We start from the raw sequence: 17,677 nt of genomic DNA, 5'->3' as shown, positions 1-17,677 counted from the left end.
ACAAACCTACATGAGCTGTGGGCGTTATGATATCTAGTATGAAAATAATAATTTATATTCTTTTCGCTATTATAATTTCGGGTTGCTATCCAATCAATAAAACAATTCAGCCTAGGGCTGAGATGGTGGTAATCAACGAGGTTGGGAACCCTGTCAGTGATGCTGTTGTCACCTTAATTGCTGGAGCTTATCCGTACGGTGAAGAGCGTACTCGTATGAGTATAAAGACTGATTACTCTGGCAAGGCTGAGTTTCCCATAATTAAAGATTGGAGAATTGAATCGTTGATGATTCATGGGGCAGAACATTACTTTTGGAGCTGGTGCGTATATAAAGAAGGTTTCCTTACCTATGAAGTTGGTAAGGGTGGATCAGGCGAATTCACTCCGAATGCGCATATCATTTTAGAGGCAGGTGTCGCAACACCGTGCTCAAGTATATTAGAAGAGTGGGAGACTGTGGATAGCTCATAATAAAAAAATACCCGATGTAAGAGTCGTGGCTACACTTTTTCGTGGGTGCACAGGATGTTTTCTGATAAAAGGAATTGTAGATTGAAAAATATATTTATTTTACTAGTGATGACTTCACTTAATGCTTGTGCTACTCCAAAAATTGAGAGTGAAAGTACAATTTTTTTCATTTGTTGGAGAGCAAATTGACTTCTATGAGTTCCAGCCCAGTATTGATGGCGATTTTGTTCTTATGGATCTAGCTTTCAAAGCAAAGTACAGAGTTATTGAAAAAGTACACGGTGACTATGCCTCAAATGTGATATCGTTTGAAGCTTATGACCATTACGGAACACCAAAATTCTCAAAATATAAATATGTCCTTCTCTTTGTTTCTGAGCATAATGGGGAGATATACCATGAGAAATATCAATTCTTTGATGTTGATAAGACTAGATCAGGGCTCTGGGCTTATTGTGGCACTCCTTTTGAGTATGAGGAATATGAAATAGAACCCAAACCGCTAGAAAATATCGATTTCTACCCAGTAATTGAATACAGCACTATCATGTACAATGAAACTTTTGCTAAGAGGGAGTTTCCAGGGCCAGTTTTTAAGCATCGAAATGGTGAAGCCATTTGTCGGCAAGGCGTATACCTTGATGAATTATTTCGAATTAAAGAAGAGGCTGTATTAAATTCTCGAGGTTAATTCGATTAAAATAAATAGTAATGCAATTTAAGTAAAGGGCCCAAAATGTCTGGGCTTCTACAAGAATCGCCTGCTCTGACTTTTTATCGAGATGTTAAATGACTATGCGTGACTATCTTATTCTTCTCTGTAGCATTGTATTGGCGGGGCTCGGATTTCTCCTACCCCAAGATCAGCTGTTTATGGCTGTTAGGCAAGATGGTGAACTATTCCGTCCACTTTCATCTGGTGGTGATGATCCCACACTAATCAAGATCGCTCTTGGTTCTTATATAGCCAGTGCATTCTTTGCAATCATTAGTTTATATGTCCGTAAAATTAGGCGGTTTATTTTCCCACTTTATCTGGTAAATAGTGGTTTCTACATTTTACTTATGGCATTTGTATCTATAGATTCAGGTGTAATCATAGCTGCAAAGCACGGTAACTGGCTGCCTGTTGGGCAGCTAATTCTTTGGTTGCTCTTTTTGTTAGTTATAATTTGGGTGTCACTTAAAAGGTCAATTCAGTCGAACTCTAAGGTATCGGCTAATTGAAGTATTGGGGATGAATAAATTACCTGGGATCTTCAAAAATATGGAAATTGATAAAAGTGATGCTCGAAAAAGAGCCGATGAAATTAAGCCTTATCGCTGTAAAAATCTGATAGCTGTTCTCGAGTGCCCAATGGATATTAAGAATATTGGAACAGTCATTAGAAACGTCAATGCGTTGGGCGTTGAAAAAACGTATATTGTTGATCCACGTAACCTAATACCCGATGACTGGCAGGAAATGAGAGAAAGGAAATCACTCTCAAAACCGTCTGTCTCTGCGATCAAGTGGAGTTTTGTGAAGCGTTTTGATAGTACCGAGGAATGCCTGGATCATTTGGCGAAAAACAGATTTATCTCGATTGTCACCTCTCCCCATGTAAAAGGAAAAGACAACTTTATATTGCATGAGGCTGATTACACTTAGCCAAAACTGGCTGTTTGGTTTGGTAACGAATCTAGAGGTATAAGTGATCTTGCAGTCGAAAATAGCGCTTTCTGCGTATCTATTCCAATGTTTGGAATGATTGAAAGCCTGAATCTCGGAACAACTTCTGGAATTGTATTATATGAAGTTACTAAGCAGCGCCGCGAGTACCAGGAAAAGTACAAGAGAGCAAACCGTAGCGACTAATAAAGTGATGAAGTTGACGTCCTATTTGTGTGTTTTTTTGCACTGCGGCTGTATTCTTTTCTCAAATAAATAAAGAAATTTTCCCCATTGAATAGGCGCCTACCTTTCGGTCGCAATTACTCTTGGGTAACTTACAAAGCAGGCGAAAACTATTTCGTCTTTAAAGCCACCCCAAAACGAGAAGGTCAAAATTACTTTAATATGAGTAGAATCGAGTTTAAGGAGCTAACCCAAGTGAAGCGAGATAAGCTGTTAGCTGTACTCAATGAGGATTCACTTAGGGAGCACTTAATTAAACATGAATACTTTGATGTCCAGAGTATTAATGAGTGGATCAAGTTTAAGTTAGAAGTAGACTCCCTGCCTGGGTGCCGTGTTCGACTAATTTACATCGGTGGAGTATTAGCTGGGTGGTGTGGTATTCAACCTGACGATAGCGGCTTTGAGATGGCTGTTGTCATATCTCAACAGTTTTGGGGTTTTGGACTCTCAGTATTCAAAACAATGATCGGTTGGGCTAAGGAGTTGGGGCATAAAGAAATAGTGTGTCATTTGCTTGACAGTAGGCCAGAATACAGAGCTTTGAAAAGAATATCCAAAACAGTACATAAAACCGAGCTGTTGGGTCGATGTTTTACGACATACTGTATCGAGCTCGATAAATATGCATATATTAAACTATAACTGGTCGGTGTATCGTTTCTCTCTTGTTATATGAAAAAAATAAACTATGGTTTGGATTTTGGTTTCAGATATTTTTGGTCGTACAAAAGCGTTAGAGCGATTTGCAGCTGATCTTCCTGGTAGTGTAGAGATAGTTGATCCGTATAATTCAGAATTGATGAGTTTCGATTGTGAAGTTGAGGCGTATTCACACTTTACATCAAAGGTTGGGCTCGATAAATACGTTGAAAAATTATCAGAGAGAATCAGCGCATCATTTGGTTATGTGAGTTTAGTAGGTTTTAGTATTGGTGCATCGGCCATATGGAGATTATCTGATCATCAAGCTTTGAGTAATGTTTCAGGGGCAATTTTGTTTTATAGTTCACAAGTTCGCCATTACGTCAAAATTGATCCTATATTTCTTACGCGCTTGATATTCCCGGCGATGGAGCCTCACTTTTCTGTATCAGAGGTCATGCAGACGTTGAAGCAGAAAGAGCAAGTGGAGGTTCATCATTCCACTTACCTTCATGGCTTTATGAATCCCCATTCCAGAAATTATAATGCAGAAGCTTATGCTAAATACAAGCAGATAGTATGTAATACGCCCTTCAATGACCCCATCTGTAAAGGTTTCAGTTGAGTGCAGTTCGTATTGGAGTTTGAAAAATATCACATAGAGACAGTTGTTATTGGTTAGTTTGTGCAAGTATTTAGCTAACCGAGGCCTTTCCAAAGGTCATAAACTAATTGGAAAGCCGCTGGGAAGACCGAACACTTGCTTCTCAACGGCTTCGGCAGTTCACCATCTATTCCTTTTGGATGCGCCTATATATTTCTTCTCGATGAACGGGTACGGATTTTGGGGCATGTATTCCCATCTTCACTTGATTGCCTTTAACCTCTAATACCTTAACCGAAACTTTGGTGCCGATTCGTAGGTTTTCACCTATTCGGCGTTTCAATATCAACATATTTATTTCCTACTGATACAAGCTACAAGAAAGGGCGTTCTCTTGGGAAGGTATTGAAAGAAGCAGCTAGAAGAGGGGGCGCACGAGAACGATAAGCATAGAAGAAGGAAAGGCGAGCGCAACGCTCCCAGAGCTTGGGGACACACCCCAAGCTACTGAATGTACTCCACTTTATTGAAGACGAGCGGGTATCTAGCGTATGATGCATATAGCCAGTGCGTCCTGAGTATTTTTTTTTTTTTTTTTATAAATAAAAAAAATACGTGCTATCCAGGAGATGGAGGTCGGCCCTCCGTTATCGCTTTGCAGGAAGTGATAACAAACCCCCTCAAGGTGATCGGAGTAAAGAGCTTTGGTTAGAAGCGCTTGAGGAAAAGGCGTACGAGATACGTCAGGTATGTTGTGTAGAGACGAATGCAAATGAACCACTGATGAGGTGTCGAAAGCGTATTACCAAGATGATGTCAAAACCCGTGCACTGGCTAAGTGCGGGGATAAGCTTGGAGGTTACCTGTTTACCGACCGAGTGGCATCCGGCATAGAGGTGGCGTGAACACACAACAGGCTTTTGGGTGGAACAGGAGAACCTGTCGTCCAGGTGTTAAGGAAGAGCGTCAAGTAGAGGCCCTGCAAGACGTTGAGTACCAAGACTGGTCACAGGGGCGGAACAACCCGTAGTAGTGGAGAAGCGGCTGTAATGGACGTGGAGCGAAGGGGTTGTCGTATTCGGCGACTAACCGTGTAATCAACCCAGATGGGGAGGAATTAACGATTAGCGCAAAGCCATTCAATATTCCCAAGCGAGCGGTTTGGGAAGCGTGGAAGCAGATCAAGGCCAATGGCGGCGGAGCGGGGATTGATGAGATAACGATAGAGCAATATGAATCGAATCTCGCCAAAAACCTGTACAAGCTATGGAATCGGATGTCATCTGGCAGCTATTTTCCATCAGCCGTCAAACGAGTGGATATTCCGAAACTCGATGGCAGCCTGCGACCACTGGGTATCCCCACAATCGAAGATCGCATTGCACAAATGGTGGCTAAGCAACTGCTGGAGCCAGAATTGGAGAAGGTATTTCACCCCGACTCCTACGGCTATCGGCCAGGCAGATCTGCTATAGACGCAGTGCGTCGAGCTCGACAACGATGCTGGGATAGAATCTGGGTAGTTGATTTAGATATCAAAGGTTTCTTTGACAATATTAATCACGAACTCCTGCTGAGGGCATTAGATAAACATAATAATCATCGGTGGGTCAGACTCTATGTACAGCGCTGGTTAACGGCTCCAGTACAACATCGGGACGGACAGCTTGAAGAGCGAACACAAGGTACTCCACAAGGGGGGTAATCAGCCCGCTACTGGCAAACTTGTTTTTGCACTACGCGCTGGACGCCTGGATGGTGAGAACGCACAGAGATATTCCTTTTGAGCGTTACGCGGATGATGCTGTTTACCATTGTCGTAATCCTCGAGAGGCGGATCGCTTACTGGCGGCTCTAAAAGCACGCCTGACTACCTGCGGGCTTGAAGCTCATCCAGAGAAAACCCGCAAGGTTTATTGCAAGAACAGCAACCGCAAAGACAACCACCCTGTGATCCATTTTGACTTTCTGGGTTATCGATTTGGTCCCAGGAAAGCAAAGAATCGCCATGGACAAACCTTCACTGCCTTTGGTCCATCAATGAGCCCAAAAGCTTTCAAGAGGATCAAGGATAAGGTTAGGCAATGGCGTGTGATTAACTGGGTGGATCGATCACTGTCGGAGATGGCACAAGCACTTAATCCAGCAATACAAGGATGGCTGAACTACTACGGTCACTTTGGGCGGAAATATGGTGTTTATCGACTTCAGAAGTATCTTGACCAAACGCTGATGCGTTGGGCCAGGAAGAAGTTTAAGCATCTGAAGCGAAGCTGTTTCAAGAGTTGGGTCTTTATTGGAAAGGTTCGTCAACAAATGCGTGGCTTGTTTGCACACTGGAGAATGGGAAGATTGAAAATGTGCTGAATACGAAGAGCCGTATGAATTGAGAGGTTCACGTACGGTTCTGTGAGAGGCTGAAGGGGAAGTTCCTTTGGTCTACTCGACTTTTGATAGTGTCTGTATCAATTTGGTTAGCTGGCCCCTGGTGTTGGTAGCACCTTGGGTCAGCGCCTTTTACTTATTCTTATATTGCTCTAGCGTTCTCCTTTAAGTAGATGAGTCTTTTTCAGACTTCTTAGGTCTCTCTTGTAGCTTACTTGAACCTCATAGAGACTCATTCATGTAAACTTTATATGCCGATACATATCCATCGATTTTACGTAGCTTTGATATTAAAACAAACTTAATAAAATCCAATAAGATCATTTTTGTGCCTATATTTTGTAAATTTTCACTTCGAACTCATTGAATCACTGGTAGTAAGCCTCAGGTTGAAGAATCTATTTTTAAACTTCGGGTTCGAGGTTTGTATGGCTTACTAGCCGAATTAGATAGTTCTGAGTGAAGTTATTGGTAGGTTTGGACACCTTAACTTTGTGGGGAGACTCTACCCATTTACAAGTAATATCCTTCTAATTCGGCTGGTCTTTCTCTTTTGTGGGTTACATTCTTAGTTTATTTAATTGGTATCGTTGCTAATAAATATAATTATCCACAATCCACCAAAAATAGAATTTACTTTTCGATCCTGTGCTTTTGGCTAGCTCTTTCATTTCACTAAGGCTATGTCTATCGTAGTAGCTCTGATCCAAAATTACCCCTAGGGGCTTGGTGAGTGTGTTCAAGTTTTCTCGTGGATCGTCTTCGAGCAATAATAGTTCGGCATTAAAGCCTGTGGAAACTGAGCCCACCTTATCGTTAATGCCCAATGCTTTTGCTGGATGATGGGTTGCTGCTCGCAATACATCTTTAACAGGAATCCCCACCTCCACTAATCGTTGCATTTCTTGAATAGTGCCCAAGCCGTTGGGCGTATAGAAGGTTCCTCCGTCTGATGCTATCAGTATCTCAACACCGGCTTGGTTTAGCTGCTTGGCCATATCTCCGAAAATGTTGGATTTACCCTGCCAATCCTGTTGCGCTTTAGCGCTATGTATCCCATTAACCTTCTGCTCACCCATTGCTTTTATCGCGGGGTGATTGAGCTCGAGATCATCAGCTACGCTGTGCCAGTAGTCTGGCCCATGCTGCGCGACCTGTGCTACGTTGTCATATACGATTAATGTAGGGCTAACTGGTACGTTGCTATCTAATAGTTGCTGCACAATTTCATCGAAGCTCTCCTGCTGATAATCGTAGTTCAAATGTGCCTGAAAGATCATTTCCACATGCTCTAATGACTGCGGTTTAGCCGATAAGTATTCATTGAGAGTAATACCAAAAGGCGGGTGGCCAGCTAAAGGCATGCCGAGCTTTTGCGCCTCATCAGCTATAGCGAAGAAAACCTCACGGGATAAGCCGTCATAAACTTTAACTTGTTGGTACCCCTGCTGATATTGCTGGCGAACCAGCTGGCGAGCCTCTTCTTTACTACCAATAAACTTGTGGTGTCGGCCACTGGCATAGTGGGAATGTTGATTAACAGGTGCACCGGATAACACAATATGAGGGCCGGCTATATTCCCAGTATCGATCCATTTTTTAAGGATACGCTGAGGGGAATTGCCAGCCATAACTCTTGTGCGAGTGACGCCGTGCGCAAGCATAGCTAGTAGATCGGACCGACCCCATACATGGCTGTGCATATCGATTAAGCCTGGCATCACATATTTACCCAGGCCATTAATCCTCAGCTCGCCTTCAATCTCAAGTATTACATCGCTAGTTATTTGGGTAATTCTTCCATCTTGAATGACGAGGTTTTGGTTACTTGCGGCTGTATTATGCTGGGTGTCGATGACTGTGATATCGGTAACTACAATGCGAGCATTCTGTTCAGCTAACCCGTAGGAAGAGGGAGGGAAGTACCATGCACATCCCCAAGATCCGAGCGCAGCAACGCTAATGAACACTAAAATAGCTACCGCTGCTTTCCATGAACGAGCAAAATAGGAAGAAAACCTCATAATGACCTCTTTTGAATCAAAGAGGCCAAAATGCCAAAATTATCAGCTTCTAGCGTCCGAAATCCAGATTTTGCACGTCCAAAGTAACCATTATTGAGGTTTTGCTGCTAAATACTGACTAGGAGTCATCCCAAGGTGGCGCTTAAACAGGCTGTTGAAGCTGGATTTAGAGTTAAAGCCCGCTTCAAGTGCAATATCGAGGAGACGAACTTTTTTGTCCGAATCACTCTCTTTTACTGAATCAAGTTGCGAAACTACATCTGCCAAACGTTGGGCATTAACATAGTCATTAAAGTTACCGCCATAGCCCTGATTGATGGCCCAGGAAATATCTTTCTCTCCAAGCCCTGTATGTTGTGCCAAGTCCCGGAGGGATAGCCTTGGTAGGCGATAGAGCTGTTGACTATGAACCTGTTTGTTAAGCTCCTCGAAAAGCGTATCCGCCTGAGTCGTTTCGTCAGCTTTGCACTTTCCCTTGTCACAACCCTCTATTACGGATAAGCCCAGCGCTTGTTCACCATCGGTTAAACCCGCAAATAGCTGCGGTTCCCTAACCGCGCGAATTACAAGCAAAGCAACAATCAAAAAATAGCTCAGTTGCATAACAAGGTACCATCTGAGCAAAAGAGGAATGGGTAAGTAAGGTTGCAAGTTATGCCGCACTGCATCCACCAGTGCAACGCCAACCAGAACCCATAGGATACGCTTAACCCAATCAGCTCTCAATTTGTTAGCATCGGAGCGGTTTTGGGGCAAGATATGTTGATATCGAATAAGCGCTTTTATACTTAATGAGAAATAAACAATCTGACTTAAAGTACCGGCCGCTAAAACCCACTGGGGCCAGTGATTAAATAATAAACTGATTGCTGCTGGTACTAAGTGCACCCAGTGTTTACGCTGTTGTTGATAATTGGTGGATATTAATTGTGCAACCACAGCAAAAAATAATGGGCCCATCAATAATGAGAACGAAGGCGTGATTAAATAGCCAAGATTAACCACTTTCGTTTCTTCTACAAAATTAAATACCATCAATAATGCAGTGGCGCCTAATAAGTATCGGATTGCTGTAAAGCGGTTTTGCGCCCAAAGTAATGCAATACCTAGAGTCGATAGGGTGATAAAGGCTATCTGTAAAAAATTAGATGCGGAGTAACTTACCATGTTCGCTCAAATTATAAGCTATAAATCGATAAACAGAATTTCTTAAGTGGGAACATCGTTCGAAGCTTCCTGTTGAGCTATATTGTGAGGTGTCGGTGGCACATATTTTATAGCCAAAAGTTTCTCAATATATTGCAGTTTTCATATTTCATAATACTGGGTGACTGCTATATCTTTATTTACTGGTTTTTCGTAATTGTATAAGCCCTTCAATAATCAGGGTCGGAGGGTTAGTCGGCTTTAAGGCCTTTGAATATGGACTTAATTAGGTGGTTATATTTCATTTGGAAAGTAAAGCATAAGCAGTCAAGCCTAAAATTATAAGGGCTCCCCCAAAATGTCCCACTGTCTTCCCTTTCTTGTAGGGTTGACGATAGTTTGGATGTGTGCCTCGTTTCCTCTGTCGTTTTCTTCAGCATTTTTTGCTTTTTCTATAACCCATTTTATTTGTACATTCAAATTTTTAAGTTCATCTCTAATTTCAATTAATAGCTTTTCTTGCTTATCCATTGGTATCTAATTACACATAACGTTGAGGCAGGGAAGTTCAATCAAAAGGTGATTTTGACGGTTCATTATTTGGCCGGATTAAAGAAAATCATCACTTTTACTATAGACAAAATCCTCTTCGCTAACTTTTTTGGCTGTGTTATAAAATTCTTCGAGAGTATCTATTAATGCTGCCTCCGGCGTTTCTCCGAAGCCGCTGATCCATTGGGGATGGTCATCTTGACCCATTACCGCAATGTTTGGGGTGCCAATAAATTTTCCGCTCTTATTTTCAAGAATTTTTATTTTTATGCAAGGGATGGCTAAATCCTTAAGTGGTGGCCCAACTTGAAAAACTGCCACAATTTTTGATATGGGTCCAAATTTGTCGCTGTTAATGAGTGTCCAATCTTTCATTTTTTAGGGTTTGTTAATATAGCAATAGTGGGTAAAGTTAGGTTGTTTTTTGCTTTTTAATATGTCGAATAAAATTCGTTAAATCTTTATTTTATGGGAGGTTACGTATGTCTTTACTCAAAAGATGATATCAAAGGCACCTGCAGAAAATCTAAAATGAAGATTTTGCTGAAAGTGCCTTTGTTTCGCTAAAAAGACATCAAATATTTTAATCCATCATCCTGAATCTGGAAGCGTTACCAAACACATCATTGCATGAATTATCAAATGCAAATTCAACCTGCTTATTCATAGCCTTGGCAGATAGGGCCACACTGGTCATGAGGCTACAGAATTCCTCACCAATATTACAGGATACAGCTTTGTACTCTGCGCATGAAGATGGTGGCGGGCTTGATAGATCTGTAGATAGCCAAATAATTGCATAATCGCTATGGATATCAATCATGGTGATTGTCTGCTCGGTATTTGGTAGTGCGGCTTGAGCTGCGTTGGATGCTACTAGTGCACTAATGGCTAGAATTTTTTTGTTGAATATTTTTTTCATTGTTACTTTTATTCCCTTTGATGTTAGTTGGTGTAAGGTTGTGCTTAGAAGCTCAGCTTTAGTGGTTGGCTGTAATATTTTGTACGGTTGCTTTAGTCGTGAAACAGCTTAACAAAACCCGCTGATTGCCCCTTTGATAGGCAGTTTGATTCCCCAACATCATACTGAAATTGTACTGGTTTATTGGCGATGAATGCACTAGTAGCCAGTGTTACTACAATGTCTGTGGCATCTTCATCATCAAGGGAAAACTTGAATCTCTTTGTCTCAGAGCAAACAGAACCCGGAACTTCTCGGTCAACATACACGACAAATGTATTTGAAGTATTGCTGACCCCCACATTTGTTATATTCATTTTCTCAACATATTCATATGCTTGTAGAGGCATAGAAAATACTGACAGTACTGCCGCTAAGCTTATCAGTTTAAAAGCTTCAATTCTTAACATACTTAATATTTACCTGGTTAGTATTATGGTTGCTGCCCGAAATCAACACAATTAGAAAGCTATAACACTCCAATATCTTGGAACGATTGTGCAAATATCAAGGTGAGCACTGTGGCTACTATCTCATGCTTTTCAGGAGTAGGTAAATATATTTTCCGTATGCTAATTTAGAGAGAATTGTTGAGGTGGGAGGTAACGGTTGCTGTGGCTATGATTTAGCCTCAGGCTGTTCGGGGCAGTGCTTATGGTTTGGTAGAAAAGAGCTGAAATATTGAGTGCTTCGATTACCTTAAATAAGGGTGGGGATTCTTAGGCTGATTATTCCAGATGCTGATTGAATGAGATCCATATGTAAATTTTTCTATCGTATTGGGAAGATAATATAACTTATTTTTGAAAATTTCATAATGGAAAAAATTAGCTTAAGGTGATTTTACGAGTCTCTATTTTAAATCAAAAGATATAATTTCCTGAGATAATTGAAGTTTTGGAAGTCTTTTTATTACCGGTCTAGCTTGAAGTGTATGCGGATACTGGGTGCTAGAAATGGGAGGGGTACGAAATTATTGCTGAAAAGTAGGTAGGAATGGCTGCAGGAAACCTGCAGCCATTGGGACTTATTTCCAGTTCAGGATAACCTTACCGGATTCACCAGATCCCATGGTATCGAAGCCTTGTTGGAAGTCATCGATCGAAAACTGGTGAGTAATAATTGGGGTTAAATCCAGGCCGGATTGAATCAGGCTGGCCATTTTATACCAGGTCTCAAACATCTCACGGCCGTAAATACCTTTGATCATCAGGCCTTTAAAAATAACCTGCCCCCAGTCGATCGCCATTTCACCTGCGGGGATACCGAGCATGGCAATTTTGCCCCCGTGATTCATCGCGGCGATCATATCGCGGAAGGCGACGGGTACGCCGGACATCTCCAGGCCAACATCAAAGCCTTCGCTCATTCCCAGCTCGTTCATCACATCGCTGAGGTTTTCCTTGGCAACGTTTACGGCGCGGGTAGCGCCCATCTTGCGTGCCAGGTCCAGGCGGTATTCATTGATATCGGTGATAACTACATGGCGTGCGCCAACATGTTTGGCGACTGCTGCAGCCATAATACCGATAGGGCCGGCGCCGGTAATCAGTACATCTTCGCCTACCAGGTCGAAAGACAGGGCCGTGTGTACCGCATTACCGAGGGGATCGAAAATAGAGGCGAGATCGTCAGAAATATTATCCGGGATCTTGAAGGCATTGAGCGCGGGGATTACCAGATACTCTGCAAAAGCTCCGGGGCGGTCGACACCGACACCGTAAGTGTTGCGGCACAAGTGGCGGCGGCCGGCGCGACAGTTGCGGCAGTGGCCGCAGGTAATATGGCCTTCACCGGAAACACGGTCGCCCACCTGGAAACCTGCAACTTCCTGTCCCATACCGACAACTTCACCCACATATTCGTGACCAACCACCATAGGGACAGGAATAGTCTTTTGAGACCATTCATCCCAGTTGTAGATATGCATGTCGGTACCGCAAATCGCGGTTTTGTGAATCTTGATCAGCAGGTCGTTGTGGCCTGGTGTGGGGGTTTCCACATCGGTAAGCCAGATTCCCACTTCAGATTTCAGCTTGGATAGTGCTTTCATTGTTTTTAAAACTACAAATGGCAGGGCGCGGTGCCGCTCCGGTGAATTCCTTGTGAGAATTACCGTATCAGCACCGCTGTTTGGTTTAGATAATATTCAGTTCGCGGCCAACTTCAATGAAGGCATCGATACACTGGTCGAGCTGCTCGCGGGTGTGGGCGGCGGACATCTGGGTGCGGATGCGGGCCTGGCCCTTGGGCACTACCGGATAGAAGAAGCCCACTACGTAGATACCGCGCTCCAGCATCTTGTCAGCCATTTTCTGCGCCAGGGCAGCATCGCCAATCATCACCGGGATGATCGGGTGGTCGGCACCAGCCAGGGTAAAGCCGGCTTCGGACATACGCTTGCGGAAGTATGCGGAGTTGTCGCGCAGCTGTTCACGCAGCTCGCCGCCTTCAGTCAGCATATCCAACACTTTCAGAGAGGCGGTGACGATCGCCGGGGCTACAGAGTTGGAGAACAGATAGGGGCGCGAACGCTGGCGCAGCATATCGATAATTTCCTTGCGGCCAGAAGTAAAGCCGCCGGAAGCGCCGCCCAGGGCCTTGCCCAGGGTGCCGGTAATAATATCGACGCGGTCAATCACATCGCAGTATTCATGGGTGCCACGGCCGTGGTCACCGAGGAAGCCCACTGCGTGGGAGTCGTCCACCATTACCAGGGCATTGTATTGGTCGGCCAAGTCGCACACGGCTTTGAGGTTGGCGATAACTCCGTCCATAGAGAAAACGCCATCAGTGGCGATCAGTTTGGTCTTGGCGCCAGCGGCGTCTGCGGCCTGTAGCTGCTTCTCCAGTTCCGCCATATCGTTGTTGGCGTAGCGGTAGCGCTTGGCTTTACACAGGCGCACGCCGTCGATGATGGAGGCGTGGTTGAGGGAGTCGGAGATGATGGCATCTTCCGGGCCCAGCAGCGTTTCAAACAGGCCGCCATTGGCGTCGAAGCAAGAGGTGTAAAGAATGGTGTCTTCGGTTTCCAGGAATTCAGACAGGCGCGATTCCAGCGCTTTGTGAATGTCCTGGGTGCCGCAGATAAAACGCACCGATGCCATGCCGAAGCCGTACTGTTCGAGCCCCTCTTTAGCCGCTTCAATCAAGTCCGGGTGGTTGGCCAGGCCCAGGTAATTGTTCGCACAAAAATTCAGTACCTGGGTGTCGTTGTTCACCTGGATCTCAGCGGCCTGCTGGGAGGTAATGATCCGCTCGCGTTTGTACAGGCCGTCTGCATCGATCTGTTTGAGTTCGCTGCGCAGGTGCTCAAAGAATTGTTCTGGCTTTGACATGGTATTGTTTTTAGCTCCTGTCGGGTGCTCTTGGCACAGGGTAACGGGCGCGAGCTCGCGGCGCCTGTTGGTTCTACTTTATCCCGCCAGTTCGCAGGCCTCATGGGCCGAAATAGGGTGCTCACTGGCGCGGCAACTGGTGGCAAATTTTAATGCCTCTTCGGCAGTGTCGAACAGTAGTTGCCACAACAACTGACGATCACCTCTTCTCACCGCGCGTACTGCCGTGTGGCTTCTTTGGCTGGCAATTTGAATTTCGATAATGTCTTTACTGGAAAACGGTGATTCGGACATGGTCCCTCCAATGGTAAAACTATGGAGGACTGACGTGGAAGCGGCGAAGTGATGTTCGCTAATCCGGTTGGTTTGCTCTGGTAGAGCCCCATCCTCCCCGCAGGCCTTGTGTGCCGCAGAGAGAGAACCACCTTGCCCCGGTCGGCAGGTTGGCGTTGGCGTCAGCCACTCTCGTGATGTGCGAGCAAAGATAACGGGGAGGGGATTAGCAGTCAACAGTACCGCCCCCATTAGAGGGCGGTGCAGAAGTTTATGCGGGAAGCTGCACGGATTTCAGTTCGATAAACTCACCGAGACCGGCCTCACCAAACTCGCGTCCGTTGCCGGAGCGCTTGTAACCGCCGAAGGGGGCGTCGTAGTTAAACTCACCGCCGTTGACAAAGCAAAGGCCCGCTTCAATGCGACGAACGATAGGCATGGCGCTTTCGGCGTCTTTAGCCCATACGCCGCTGGACAGACCGTATTCGGTGTCATTGGCAATGGCGACGGCTTCATCCATATCCTTGTAGGGGATCAGGCAGGTCACCGGGCCAAAGATTTCTTCCCGGGCAATGGCCATATCGTTGTGAACGTCGGCAAATACCGTGGGTTTCACATAGAAGCCTTTATCCAGTTCTGCCGGGAGTTCCAGACCACCGGCAACCAGGCGGGCGCCTTCCTCAATCCCTCTTTTGATATAGCCGCGCACTATTTCGAGTTGTCGCGCAGAGGACAGCGGGCCCATAAAGGCATTGGCATCAGTGCCCATGGCCACTTCTTCAGCCACCTGCTTGGCAACTTCCACCGCCTCTTCATAGTGCTCAGCGGGAACCAGCATACGGGTGAGTGCGGTGCAGGTTTGGCCACTGTTGATAAATACATCTTCGCAGCCCCAGCGAACTGCTGCTTTAAGATCCGCATCCGGGGTGATAATCAGAGGCGATTTGCCACCCAGCTCCTGGGTTACCCTTTTAACTGTGGGCGCTGCAGCCTTGGCAACTTCAACGCCTGCACGGGTGGAGCCGGTAAAGGACACCATATCGATTCCCGGGTGGGATGACAGCTCTGCACCGACGACTGAGCCAGCACCGGGGATCAGGTTAAATACGCCCGCAGGAACACCGGCTGCTTGGATAATCTCCGCCATGACGAAATCCTGTAGCGGAGTGGTTTCCGAAGGCTTGGTAATCATGGTGCAGCCTGCTGCGAGAGCCGGGGCCACTTTGCCGACAAATTGGTGCAGAGGGTAATTCCAAGGGGTAATAAAGCCACACACGCCAATCGGCTCCCGGATTAATACCGAGTGGGCCGCCTTTTCGGTCTCTTCCATGATTGAAGTGCGACCGGCGTAGTAACGCATGGCGTAGATAGGGCCATCCACATGCAACCAACGGGTGATATGGGCGGGGCAACCCAGGGTTTGTGAGATCGCCTGGATCAAGTCTTCCTTGCGCTCTTCCATTCCGTCAGCAATGGCATTCAGCAGGGCTGAGCGCTGATCTGCGCTGGTATGGCGCCACTTGCGAAAGGCGCTGCGGGCAGCGGCAACGGCAATATCCACATCCTCAGCAGAGCCTTCCACCACCTGGCAAATCATTTCTTCAGTGGCGGGGTTGATCACAGGATGGGAACTGGTGCCGAGGGGCTCGCGCCACTCACCATTGATAAACAGTTTGTCGGTATGCAGCTTGCTGAAATCTGTCATGTCACGCTTCCGTTTGCTTCGCGCCAGTTCAAGGGGCGGTGATTTCGATAATTGTTGGTGTTTTGCGTTGCAGGGCTTCTGCGACTGCCGTAGCTAATTGCTGTGGTTTGTCGATGCGACAACCTTCAGCGCCAAAAGATTTTGCCAGTGCGACAAAATCCGGAGTGCGAAGATTAACACCTTCTTGAGGTACTTCAGCGGCATCCATAAAGTCGCGAATCTCTCCATATCCGCTGTTGTTCCAAACCAGTATTGGCAGGGGCAGTTGCTGTTCTACTGCAACGGCCAGCTCACCGAGAGTAAACATCAGGCCGCCATCGCCGATCAAGGCAACTACATCCCGCTCGCTGGATAACTTGGCCCCGATCGAGGCGGGCAGGGCAAAGCCCAGCGTGCCATAACCGGTGGTGCAGGTAATATGGCTGCGAGGGTGGTACAGCGGCAAGGCGTGGTTAGTGTTATAGGCCAGTTGTGTGGAGTCGGTAACCAGAATTCCCTCATCTGGCAGGGCTTCGCGCAGAGCTTCAACCCAAGGGAAGCGCTCCTCAGAACCTTCCCACCATTCTTTGCGGCAGTTACCGATTAATTGTGAAACTTCCTCTTCTGCGCGCTGTTTTGAGCTCTCTTCGCACTGAACCAGGGCTTCGCTTAATTGCTGAAGGCTTTCTGCTGCATCCGCGCAGATGGCCAGGTCCGGCTGGGCATTGCATACCAGCTGAGCCGGATCAATGTCGATGCGGATCAGTTTGCCGGAGAAAGCGTAATCCTCTTTCACCAGATTGCGATCGGTTTCCGAAAGCTCTGTGCCAACGGCCAAGACCACATCGGCAGCTTCCACTCGCTCACGCACGCAGTCAAAACTGAGATTGGCTCCGCCACACAGAGGATGTCTTTCATCGACAACGCCTTTGGCCGCCAGAGACAGGAAGACTGGAGCTGCAATTTTTTCTGATACCTGTGTTGCCGCCTCTCCAGCAGATTGCGCGCCACCGCCCAGCAGAATCACCGGGCGTTCGGCAGCTTGCAGCCACTGGGAAGCAGTCGCGATAGCTGTCGCATTGGCTGCCGGTACCATGGCATTGGGTGCCGCGCGGTAATCGTCCAGCTTGCCGGACATAGGAGCCGGGAATAAATCGATAGGGATTTCGATATGGACAGGGCCGGGGCGGCTGGACTGCAATAGCTGGAATGCCCGTGCCATTACTTCCGGTAATTGTTCTGCCTGGGTCAGGGTGTGCTGCCAGATACAGAAGCCTCGACTGGCATCGCTTTGGCGGGGTAGCTCATGCAGGCGCCCACGGCCCATGCCAAGGTCTTCCCGGCGATTGACGGCGGAAATAACCAGCATGGGAATTGAATCTGAGTAAGCTTGCGCCATCGCAGTGGCTGCGTTGGTCAGCCCCGGCCCAGTGATCAGGAAACAGACACCGGGCTTGCCGCTGGCGCGGGCATAACCGTCTGCCATAAAGGCGGCGCCCTGCTCATGCCTTGGCGTGATATGCATCAAGTCGCTACCGGGCAGGCCGCGATACAGTTCAATAGTATGTACGCCGGGAATCCCGAAAACTTTTTCTACCTGGTATTCGCGCAGCAGGCGCATCAGCACCTGGGCGCATGTGGGCGCAGAGGACATAAGCACCATTTTCCTTATTCGTGTAAAAATGCAGTGAGCCT

18 protein-coding genes, 2 pseudogenes and 1 riboswitch are annotated in these 17,677 nt (G+C 46.3%); of the genes and pseudogenes, 8 read left to right on the top strand and 12 right to left on the bottom strand.

The genetic code is table 11. The features are described from left to right. Positions 1-38 precede the first annotated feature (38 nt). The 6 genes and pseudogenes from P0078_RS06510 (at position 39) to P0078_RS06485 (ending at position 3,640) form a co-directional block, all read left to right on the top strand. Positions 39-473: a hypothetical protein gene (locus tag P0078_RS06510; RefSeq protein WP_282933645.1), complete on the top strand. Its 435-nt coding sequence runs from the start codon at positions 39-41 to the stop codon at positions 471-473. 148 nt (positions 474-621) lie between these two features. Beyond that, positions 622-1,164, top strand: a complete 543-nt coding sequence (locus tag P0078_RS06505) for a hypothetical protein (RefSeq protein WP_282933644.1) — start codon at positions 622-624, stop codon at positions 1,162-1,164. A gap of 98 nt (positions 1,165-1,262) precedes the next feature. Further along, positions 1,263-1,700, top strand: coding sequence for a hypothetical protein (locus P0078_RS06500; protein WP_282933643.1), 438 nt, complete (start codon positions 1,263-1,265; stop codon positions 1,698-1,700). A 10-nt stretch (positions 1,701-1,710) separates the two neighbouring features. Further along, positions 1,711-2,331, top strand: a pseudogene (locus tag P0078_RS06495) (TrmH family RNA methyltransferase). A 234-nt stretch (positions 2,332-2,565) separates the two neighbouring features. Further along, on the top strand, positions 2,566-3,015 hold the full coding sequence (locus tag P0078_RS06490; RefSeq protein WP_282933642.1) for an N-acetyltransferase: 450 nt from the start codon (positions 2,566-2,568) through the stop codon (positions 3,013-3,015). A 58-nt stretch (positions 3,016-3,073) separates the two neighbouring features. Further along, the gene (locus P0078_RS06485) at positions 3,074-3,640 is read left to right on the top strand and encodes a dienelactone hydrolase family protein (RefSeq protein ID WP_282933641.1); all 567 of its coding nucleotides are present in this window, start codon (positions 3,074-3,076) and stop codon (positions 3,638-3,640) included. Between the two features lie 166 nt (positions 3,641-3,806). Here P0078_RS06485 and csrA read toward each other — a convergent pair whose 3' ends face one another. Beyond that, on the bottom strand, positions 3,807-3,971 hold the full coding sequence (gene csrA, locus P0078_RS06480; protein ID WP_282933640.1) for a carbon storage regulator CsrA: 165 nt from the start codon (positions 3,969-3,971) through the stop codon (positions 3,807-3,809). A gap of 924 nt (positions 3,972-4,895) precedes the next feature. Between csrA and P0078_RS06475 the strand changes: the two are divergent. Beyond that, positions 4,896-5,539 (top strand): annotated as a pseudogene (locus tag P0078_RS06475) (reverse transcriptase domain-containing protein); the annotation flags it as partial. A 120-nt stretch (positions 5,540-5,659) separates the two neighbouring features. Next, on the top strand, positions 5,660-5,986 hold the full coding sequence (locus tag P0078_RS24765) for a group II intron maturase-specific domain-containing protein (protein WP_282934561.1): 327 nt from the start codon (positions 5,660-5,662) through the stop codon (positions 5,984-5,986). A 611-nt stretch (positions 5,987-6,597) separates the two neighbouring features. On the opposite strand, the gene P0078_RS06465 is transcribed toward P0078_RS24765, so the two are convergent. From P0078_RS06465 to P0078_RS06415, 11 genes are all read right to left on the bottom strand, one after another. Then, positions 6,598-8,028, bottom strand: a complete 1,431-nt coding sequence (locus P0078_RS06465; protein WP_282933639.1) for an amidohydrolase family protein — start codon at positions 8,026-8,028, stop codon at positions 6,598-6,600. A 90-nt stretch (positions 8,029-8,118) separates the two neighbouring features. Further along, complete coding sequence (locus tag P0078_RS06460) at positions 8,119-9,195, bottom strand: helix-turn-helix domain-containing protein (RefSeq protein WP_282933638.1); 1,077 nt, start codon at positions 9,193-9,195, stop codon at positions 8,119-8,121. A gap of 318 nt (positions 9,196-9,513) precedes the next feature. Then, on the bottom strand, positions 9,514-9,705 hold the full coding sequence (locus P0078_RS06455; protein ID WP_282933637.1) for a hypothetical protein: 192 nt from the start codon (positions 9,703-9,705) through the stop codon (positions 9,514-9,516). Positions 9,706-9,783: 78 nt separating this feature from the next. Then, positions 9,784-10,101, bottom strand: a complete 318-nt coding sequence (locus P0078_RS06450) for a hypothetical protein (protein ID WP_282933636.1) — start codon at positions 10,099-10,101, stop codon at positions 9,784-9,786. A 208-nt stretch (positions 10,102-10,309) separates the two neighbouring features. Next, positions 10,310-10,648 (bottom strand): hypothetical protein, encoded by a 339-nt coding sequence (locus P0078_RS06445; RefSeq protein WP_282933635.1) that lies wholly within the window; start codon positions 10,646-10,648, stop codon positions 10,310-10,312. A gap of 92 nt (positions 10,649-10,740) precedes the next feature. After that, the gene (locus P0078_RS06440; protein WP_282933634.1) at positions 10,741-11,097 is read right to left on the bottom strand and encodes a hypothetical protein; all 357 of its coding nucleotides are present in this window, start codon (positions 11,095-11,097) and stop codon (positions 10,741-10,743) included. Positions 11,098-11,714: 617 nt separating this feature from the next. After that, a complete protein-coding gene (gene tdh, locus P0078_RS06435) occupies positions 11,715-12,740 on the bottom strand; it encodes an L-threonine 3-dehydrogenase (protein WP_282933633.1) in 1,026 nt (341 codons plus the stop codon). An 85-nt stretch (positions 12,741-12,825) separates the two neighbouring features. After that, positions 12,826-14,025 (bottom strand): glycine C-acetyltransferase, encoded by a 1,200-nt coding sequence (locus tag P0078_RS06430; RefSeq protein ID WP_282933632.1) that lies wholly within the window; start codon positions 14,023-14,025, stop codon positions 12,826-12,828. Positions 14,026-14,103: 78 nt separating this feature from the next. Continuing rightward, on the bottom strand, positions 14,104-14,319 hold the full coding sequence (locus P0078_RS06425) for a hypothetical protein (protein WP_108732493.1): 216 nt from the start codon (positions 14,317-14,319) through the stop codon (positions 14,104-14,106). 58 nt (positions 14,320-14,377) lie between these two features. Further along, positions 14,378-14,504: riboswitch (SAM-I-IV-variant riboswitch) on the bottom strand. Positions 14,505-14,569: 65 nt separating this feature from the next. Next, the gene (locus P0078_RS06420; RefSeq protein ID WP_282933631.1) at positions 14,570-16,003 is read right to left on the bottom strand and encodes an aldehyde dehydrogenase family protein; all 1,434 of its coding nucleotides are present in this window, start codon (positions 16,001-16,003) and stop codon (positions 14,570-14,572) included. 28 nt (positions 16,004-16,031) lie between these two features. Continuing rightward, positions 16,032-17,636, bottom strand: coding sequence for a 5-guanidino-2-oxopentanoate decarboxylase (locus P0078_RS06415; RefSeq protein ID WP_282933630.1), 1,605 nt, complete (start codon positions 17,634-17,636; stop codon positions 16,032-16,034). Positions 17,637-17,677 lie beyond the last annotated feature (41 nt).

The organism is Microbulbifer sp. VAAF005, from assembly GCF_030012985.1.
Taxonomy (GTDB): Bacteria; Pseudomonadota; Gammaproteobacteria; order Pseudomonadales; family Cellvibrionaceae; genus Microbulbifer.
The sequence above is the reverse complement of the archived record's forward strand: the minus strand, read 5'-3'. Positions and strand labels throughout refer to the sequence as shown.